This is a genomic window from Hungatella sp. (assembly GCF_046966825.1).
In genome coordinates, this window is the sequence record NZ_JBKVCZ010000002.1 from 121327 (window position 1) to 128971 (window position 7645).

8 protein-coding genes are annotated in these 7645 nt (G+C 46.9%); all 8 read right to left on the reverse strand.

Features of this window, described 5'->3' with window-relative positions; genetic code table 11:
• Window positions 1-15: 15 nt before the first annotated feature.
• Complete coding sequence (locus tag ACLTD4_RS01480; RefSeq protein WP_117623117.1) at window positions 16-1218, reverse strand: murein hydrolase activator EnvC family protein; 1203 nt, start codon at window positions 1216-1218, stop codon at window positions 16-18.
• A gap of 12 nt (window positions 1219-1230) precedes the next feature.
• Complete coding sequence (gene ftsX, locus ACLTD4_RS01485) at window positions 1231-2142, reverse strand: permease-like cell division protein FtsX (RefSeq protein ID WP_055654328.1); 912 nt, start codon at window positions 2140-2142, stop codon at window positions 1231-1233.
• Window positions 2132-2818: a cell division ATP-binding protein FtsE gene (gene ftsE / locus ACLTD4_RS01490; RefSeq protein ID WP_117623118.1), complete on the reverse strand. Its 687-nt coding sequence runs from the start codon at window positions 2816-2818 to the stop codon at window positions 2132-2134. The genes ftsX and ftsE overlap by 11 nt, the downstream gene beginning before the upstream one ends.
• Window positions 2819-3029: 211 nt before the next feature.
• A complete protein-coding gene (locus ACLTD4_RS01495; protein WP_002602299.1) occupies window positions 3030-4118 on the reverse strand; it encodes a PucR family transcriptional regulator in 1089 nt (362 codons plus the stop codon).
• A 103-nt stretch (window positions 4119-4221) separates the two neighbouring features.
• The gene (locus ACLTD4_RS01500; RefSeq protein ID WP_055654329.1) at window positions 4222-5334 is read right to left on the reverse strand and encodes an ABC transporter ATP-binding protein; all 1113 of its coding nucleotides are present in this window, start codon (window positions 5332-5334) and stop codon (window positions 4222-4224) included.
• Between the two features lie 335 nt (window positions 5335-5669).
• Window positions 5670-6254, reverse strand: coding sequence for a class I SAM-dependent methyltransferase (locus ACLTD4_RS01505; protein ID WP_002602297.1), 585 nt, complete (start codon window positions 6252-6254; stop codon window positions 5670-5672).
• 28 nt (window positions 6255-6282) lie between these two features.
• Window positions 6283-7122, reverse strand: a complete 840-nt coding sequence (locus ACLTD4_RS01510; RefSeq protein ID WP_117623119.1) for a S1 RNA-binding domain-containing protein — start codon at window positions 7120-7122, stop codon at window positions 6283-6285.
• A partial coding sequence (locus ACLTD4_RS01515; RefSeq protein WP_412331080.1) for an acyl-[acyl-carrier-protein] thioesterase occupies window positions 7119-7645 on the reverse strand: 527 nt, incomplete at its 5' end. The genes ACLTD4_RS01510 and ACLTD4_RS01515, both read right to left, overlap by 4 nt.

Consider the following 7645-nt stretch of genomic DNA (forward strand, 5'->3'; position numbering starts at 1 on the left):
TCCTTGTCTTTCGGGTTATGGACTTACATAGTTTATGGGATTAACGTAACTTCCATTCACCCGGATGCCAAAATGAAGGTGGGGGCCGGTAGAATAACCTGTTGAGCCCACCTTAGCAATTACCTGCCCCTGTGTCACCTCCTGCCCTGCAGAAACGAGAAGTTCCGAACAGTGCATGTAAACGGTGGAGACACCTCCTCCATGATTGATCATGATATAGTTGCCGGCAGAATAACTGTATGTAGATATGGTTACGGTACCTGAAGCCGCCGCCAGAATGCTGCTGCCCGTGGATGCGCCGATATCGATGCCCTGATGGCTGGACGACGCGCCTTCCGTCGGAGATTCCCGGTCTCCAAACGAGGAGGTGATCCTGCTGCTGGCCGGACATGGCCATATGAAGTTAATATTCCCAATACTAACGGTATTATACTTCTTCCCTGCCTCTAATGCGGCCTTCTTCGCTTCCTCTTCTTTTCGTTTAAGTTCAGCCTCAATAGCCTTAATTTTGTCTTCCTGCGCAGCGATGTCTTTTTCCAAATCCGAGAGACTTCCCTCGCTGGCTGCAATCTTACTGTTATAGGATTTCAGTTCCGCTGTCTTTTCATTCATCAGACGCTCGGCGTCCTTCTGCTTTTCTTCCGTATTAGTCTTAAGCGCTACCAGCTCCTCGTGTTCTGCCTTTAGGTCTGCCTCTCTGGCAGCCACCTCTTCACTGGCCGCTTCATACTGATCCAGCATTTTTCTATCATATGCCGCAATCTGACTGATATATTCCGCACGATTAAAAAGCTGGGTGAGATCGGCCGACTTAAACAACAAGTCTAAATAACTGGTCTCACCCTTTTCATACATATATTGGATTCTAAGCTTCATGCTTTCATACTGACGTCTCTCATCTTCCTTCGAGGCGGCCAGCTCTGCCTCCGCCTCCTCGATCTCCGCTTCCTTCGCCGCAACGCGGGAATTAAGGGCGGTTACCTGCTTGTTTAAGGAATTCAGTTCCGCATCCAATTGATTTACATAAGATGCGGTGTCAGATTTCAACACTTCCAGTTTTTCAATCGTCTTCTCTATTTCTTTCTTTTCGTTTTCCAGATTTGACTTGCTCTCTCTGGCCGCATCTACATCAGTCTTTGTACCATAGGAAGGAAATATACAGGATACGGTAAGGACTGCGGTCATGACGGCCGCCTCTATCCGTTTTCTGTATTTCATATGCAGTTCCCCTTATACCTTTAAATGTTTACGAATTGTAAAGAAACTTACAAAAAATCCGATTCCGACGCCCAGCGCCAGCGCGGTTCCCGCCATATACGGGAATATCTGCTCAACCGGCAGAAACTGGAACAGGCCGGACAGGATGCTGAACTTCTCCACCACATATCCCACCGCGTTCCGGTAAAGATAATAGATGGCGACGAGGGGAATCAAAGCTCCGAAGATTCCCAAAAGCACCCCTTCTACTACAAACGGCGCACGAATCATATAGTTCGTGGCTCCGATTAATTTCATAATTTCGTTCTCATGCTTCCGGAATGCAGCCGCAACCGAGATCGTATTGCTGATCAGGAAAATGGCAACCGCCAGGAGAACACCGATAATCATCACGGACAGAACGCCAATTACCTTATTAATGCTGGTAATTCCTTCCGCCGCAGTGCTGGAATAGTTCACCCTTCTGATAATGTCCTGACTCTTCAGCCAGGCAACAAATTCTTCCTGATTTTCCAGATCATTCAGGAAAATATCGTAAGAAGCAGAGTTGGCAAGCGGATTGTCGTCACGGAAGCCTTCCGCCAAATCCATCTTATCCTCTCCGAAATAATCACCTTTTATCTCTTCCCATGCTTCCTCGGCCGACTTGAACTTGATCTCTTTTACTTCCGGTCTCGCTTTCAAAGTCTCGCCGAACTGGGCAATTGTCTCATCCGTTGTACCTTCATTAAAAAATACGGTGATTCCCACCGTGCTTTCCGTATTCTTAACCACATACTGCACATTGACTACGATGGAAAAGAACAGGCAAAACAAAAAAATACACGCAGAAATCGTCGCGATCGAAGCAAGCGAAAACAGAATATTTCTGCATATATTATTTACGCCCTGTTTCAGGCAATACCAAAATGTACTAATCCTCATGTGTATATCCGCCCTTTTTCTCGTCGCTTACGATGGTTCCACGATCCATGGTGATAACCCGCCTCTTCATGCGGTCTACGATTTCATGGCTGTGGGTAACTACGATTACCGTGGTCCCTCTTTTGTTGATCTCATCTAACAGCTTCATGATCTCCATAGAGTTGTGGCCATCTAAATTGCCCGTAGGCTCGTCGGCTAAAAGTATCTCCGGGCGGTTAATCAGTGCCCTTGCAATCGCAACTCGCTGCTGTTCGCCTCCTGACAGCTGCTGCGGATAAAATTTGTATTTCGAAGAGAGCCCCACCATGGTCAGCATGGTTGGAACCGCTTCTCTGATGCTCCTTGCGGAAGCGCCGATGACACGCTGCGCAAATGCCACATTCTCATAGACATTGCGGTCCTTTAACAGCCGGAAGTCCTGGAATATCATGCCCAGCCTCCTGCGGTATTTTGGAATGTAGCGCCTGGGCATCTTCCCTAGGTTCATATCGTTAACAATAATCTTGCCGGACGTCGGTTCCACCTCTTTTAAAAGGAGCTTTAAAAGCGTAGATTTTCCAGAGCCGCTCCGGCCGATGATGAAAACGAACTCCCCGTCCTCAACTGTGATGTTGATGTTACGCAGAGCCTTGTTTCCGGTTTCGTATGTTTTATTTACATTCCACAGTTCGATCATCTTTATCCTCTGAAGTCTTTTAATTTCCTTTGTCGCGTCCCACTACCCCGCAGTGCAAACCTCGATTCCGCTTCGCTTCATACCCGATGAAGCGGGGCACGCTGTCTCGGTTTCCGGGCTTCGCCCTATGAAAAGAGCCAGCAGGAAATCCGCTTTTGTGCCAGTACAACGCTGATTTCTTACTGTCTCTTTTCGCACTGCTCATGCCTTACTAATAGTCCTGGTTCTCCATGTACTTCATGTACTTGACAACCATTAAGGCTATCTTGAACGTAATTGCATCCTCAAATACTCTCAAATCAAGCCCTGTGCTCTTCTGTAACTTATCCAGCCTGTATACAAGCGTATTTCTGTGAATATATAACTGTCTCGATGTCTCGGATACGTTTAAGCTGTTCTCGAAGAACTTGTTGATCGTGGTGAGTGTCTCTTCGTCGAACTCGTCAGGGGATTTGCCGTCGAAGATTTCTTTGATGAACATACGGCATAACGGAAGCGGAAGCTGATAGATCAGTCGTCCGATACCCAGTTTGCTGTATGCGACTACATTCTTGTTGCTGTAGAAAATCTTGCCTACATCCATCGCCATCTTGGCTTCCTTGTAGGATCTGGATACTTCTTTGATTTCTCCAACGATCGTACCGAAGGCCACATGAACCTGGGTCATGGCTTCTGTGTTCAGCATGTCCAGAATGGTGTTTGCCGTCTTCTCCAGCTCCTCATACGTCTCACCGTCCCGGACTTCCTTGACCAGAATGATGTTCTTCTCGTCTACCGCGGTAACGAAATCCTTCGTCTTGGCAGCAAATAAGTTGCGGACTGTCTCTAATGCGTTGACATCCTTCTCGTGCTGTGTCTCAATGATAAATACGACACGCTTGATGTTTGTCTCAATATGAAGCTTCTTGGCGCGGTTGTAGATATCCACCAGAAGCAGGTTGTCCAGAAGCAGATTCTTAATGAAGTTATCCTTATCAAAACGCTCCTTATAAGCAACCAGAAGACTCTGAATCTGAAAGGCGGCAAGTTTGCCAACCATATATACGTCGTCACTGCCTCCCTTGGCAAGAAGAATATATTCTAACTGGTGCTCATCAAAAACCTTGAAAAACTGGTATCCCTGAATTACCTGGCTGTCAGCCGGAGAATCCACAAATGCCAGGATAGAACTCTCATAGTCTTCTGCGTCAGGAAATGTTGTTGCCAATACCTTTCCTTCCGTATCACAAATGCATAAATCAATTCTCGTAATTCCTTTTAATCCTTCAATTGTCGTTTGAAGTATTTGATTCGAAATCATGGCACACTCTCCTTATCGTAAATTTTCCCTTATTCTATATTAAAGCAAAAACTAAAAAAAAGCAAGCGAGTATAGCACTCGCCTGCTTAAATTTTCATAAAATTTAGTTTAAGACTACCAGTTCTGTGTCCTTATCGAATACATGGATCTTTGTTAAGTCAAGAGCAAGCTTCACGGTATCGCCAGGTCTTGCTGTTGTACGAGGATTCACTCTTGCTGTAAAGTTTGCATCGTCAACATCGAAGTATAAGTAAACTTCAGCACCTAAAAGCTCGTAAACTCTGATGGTTGCATCGATAATGCTGTTCGGAGAAGATGCAAGGAAAGCTTCCTCGTCATGTAAATCTTCCGGACGGATACCTAAAACAACAGTCTTGCCAACATATCCAGCGCCCTCTAACTTCTTCGCTTTTCCTTCCGGAAGTGCGATGGTGTGTCCGCCGAATGTAAGAGTAACGTCGCTTCCGCTCTTTGCAACGGTTGCTTCGATTAAGTTCATCTGAGGAGCTCCGATAAATCCAGCAACGAACTTGTTGCCTGGCTTGTCGTATAAGTTCTGAGGAGAATCAACCTGCTGAACAACGCCGTCCTTCATAACTACGATTCTGGTACCAAGTGTCATAGCCTCTGTCTGGTCATGTGTAACGTAGATGATGGTTGCCTGCAGTCTCTGATGTAATTTGGAAATCTCAATACGCATCTGGCCTCTCAGCTTTGCATCCAGGTTGGATAACGGTTCGTCCATTAAGAAGACTTTAGGATTACGTACGATAGCACGTCCCATAGCAACTCGCTGTCTCTGTCCACCGGATAATGCCTTCGGCTTTCTGTCTAATAAATGCTCAAGGTCAAGGATTCTTGCTGCTTCATGAACCAACTTGTCGATCTCGTCCTTTGGTGTCTTTCTCAGTTTCAGACCGAATGCCATGTTATCGTAAACGGTCATATGTGGATACAGAGCGTAGTTCTGGAATACCATTGCGATATCTCTGTCCTTCGGCTCAACGTCGTTCATTAATTTGCCATCGATGTAAAGTTCACCGGAAGAAATATCTTCCAGACCAGCGATCATACGAAGGGTTGTGGACTTACCACATCCGGAAGGTCCTACGAAAATGACAAACTCTCTGTCTGCAATCTCCAAATTGAAATCCTTTACAGCTTCGAATCCGTTCGGATATTTCTTTGTGATGTTCTTCAATGATAAACTAGCCATCGCTTAATCCTCCTAATTTTGAATAAAAATATGTGTTTGTTTCTTTCCTCGGACCCCGCAGCCCCTTGTGCTGCCGTCCTTTTCATTTCCTGACCTTATCATACATGAATGGCCTTATCTTTACCATATGGCATTTAACCAAAATCCAAATCTGCCTTTTGGCTAATTTGTATATTCAATAAAAAAAATGACTGAAACGCCAAAATATAGAAAGATCCGGCTGGGCATTTCTGTCTAATATCTCTAACCTGCGGCATCTCCAGGCCGGATTTGGGCGGAAACGACAAAACAGCGCCGAATTTCTTCGCGCTGTCTTGTTAATATTTTCGTAAGATTTACTGTTTTCTGACCAGGACATTCAGCCACCGTGTGTCAGAATGACCAGAGCGGACATCCTCGGTTTCCCAGATCTTTACCACGTCAAACCGGTCGTTGTCTTTCAGCACTTCCTCCATGGCATCCTCTGTGTAATCACAGAAATACCGCTCTCCCCGGAAGCCCTCAAAGTCTCCCAGCTTAAAGGACATATAAAGAATTCCGCTGTCTTTCAAGGCCCTTGCTATCTTTTTAAGAATGGCAGACAGTTCCTTTTCCGGAACGTGAAGCAGGGAAGCGCAGGCCCAGATTCCGTCAAACACGCTGTCGAAATCCATCTCCTCAAACGTCATGTTGAGTACTTCCAGCCCTGTGTGAATCTCCGCCAGTTTACACATCTCCTCTGATGCGTCCATGGCTGTCACATCGTATCCCAGTTCGTAGAAAATCAGGCTGTCCCTTCCGGAACCGCATCCAAGGTCAAGGATCGTATCCCCTTCCTCCAGCAGATTTAAAAACTCCGTTCTTATCTCCGACATATCCTGATCCACTGTCTCTTCGAACACCTTTGCCGCATACTTATTATAATAGTCTATCGAGTCCAAAACAATCCTCCTGTTATTCCTTTCCACTCTATTTCAATATCTCTATGGTTTTCTCGGTAATCTTTACTTTTCCATCTTTTAAAAGGTGGCCTACCGCGCGTTTAAACGCGTTCTTGCTCATCTGAAACTCGCGCTTGATTACTTCCGGCGCCGCTTTATCCGTAAATGGAAGCACTCCGCCGAACTGGTCTCCGATCACTTCCAACACCCGCACCGAATCGTCATCCATCTGTAAGTACGCCTTCTGTCTCGGGCTTAAATCCAGCTTGCCGTCTTCCCGTACCTTGGTAACACGGGCCGAAACCGTATCTCCCTCATGGTAATCGTCAAAGAGCTCCTTCTTCGGAATCAGTCCATAGTACTTATTGTCAACTGCCACAAAGGCCCCCAGAGTCTCATTGATCTCGTAGATCGTTCCATTCACCTGATCGTCCTTCTTATAAGGCGACTCACTGCTCATGTAAGCGTAAACCCGCATGGTGGCCGCCAGCCTCTGGCTCTTATCCACATACAGTGCCACCAGAACCGATTCTCCCTGGCGTACCTTATGTGTCTGTTCCCGGAACGGCAGAAGCAAATCCTTCTCCAGTCCCATATCGAGAAACGCTCCGATCTTGGCCACTTCCTTTACCGGAAGCATCGCGGTCTCTCCCACTGAAAGCTTCGGGATTCCCGTGGTTGCAATCAGACGGTCCTCCGAGTCTTTATAAATAAATACGCTGATTTCATCGCCCGGCTTCGTTCCCTCCGGAACCTGTTTCTTCGGAAGCAGCACGGAAGCTTCTGAAGCCACGCCCTCTCCCACATATACACCGAACTCCTTGACCCTCTGTACCGTCAGGGTCTGCACTTTTCCCAGTTCTATCATCTTACATCCTCTCTCGTTTTTCCCCGCAGCCATATCACTGCATAAGCGGCTCCCTGCTCGTCACAGAGAGAAACCGTGTATCCTTCATCCGTCCGGCTGACATGCGGATAAACCACATCGCCGCAGACGGCTGCTTTCTTATATTCCACCCGGAGTTCTCCGACCTCGATTTCAGACGGCAGCACCTCCCTGGCTATCTCCACATACTGGGCATTGTTCACATGATGATTCGTATCGATGTGGTGTTTTGCGATCGTCACGCACTCCGCTTCCTCATATTCAGCGGGCACGGTGATCTTTCGCGGTGCGTACTCCATCTCCAGGCGCTTCTCGTCGCCTCGGCCGTATCCCCGGATATTCTCTTCCTTCACCTTCACAGGCCGCCCCAGCTCCGTGTCAAACAGAAACCATACGGAATTGGCTCTCACCAGGTAATTCCCGGCCGGATCACAGATAGTAAAATTACGGTATCCGTAAAAGCCCTTGAAATCATAGGGCCATGTACCGATGACCACTTCTTCTC

Coding starts and splice junctions, on each gene's coding strand:
- ftsE (WP_117623118.1), bottom strand. CDS start 2,818: ATGATCGAACTGTGGAATGTAAATAAAACATACGAAACCGGAAACAAG.
- ftsX (WP_055654328.1), bottom strand. CDS start 2,142: ATGAGGATTAGTACATTTTGGTATTGCCTGAAACAGGGCGTAAATAAT.
- ACLTD4_RS01495 (WP_002602299.1), bottom strand. CDS start 4,118: ATGATTTCGAATCAAATACTTCAAACGACAATTGAAGGATTAAAAGGA.
- ACLTD4_RS01510 (WP_117623119.1), bottom strand. CDS start 7,122: ATGATAGAACTGGGAAAAGTGCAGACCCTGACGGTACAGAGGGTCAAG.
- ACLTD4_RS01500 (WP_055654329.1), bottom strand. CDS start 5,334: ATGGCTAGTTTATCATTGAAGAACATCACAAAGAAATATCCGAACGGA.
- ACLTD4_RS01480 (WP_117623117.1), bottom strand. CDS start 1,218: ATGAAATACAGAAAACGGATAGAGGCGGCCGTCATGACCGCAGTCCTT.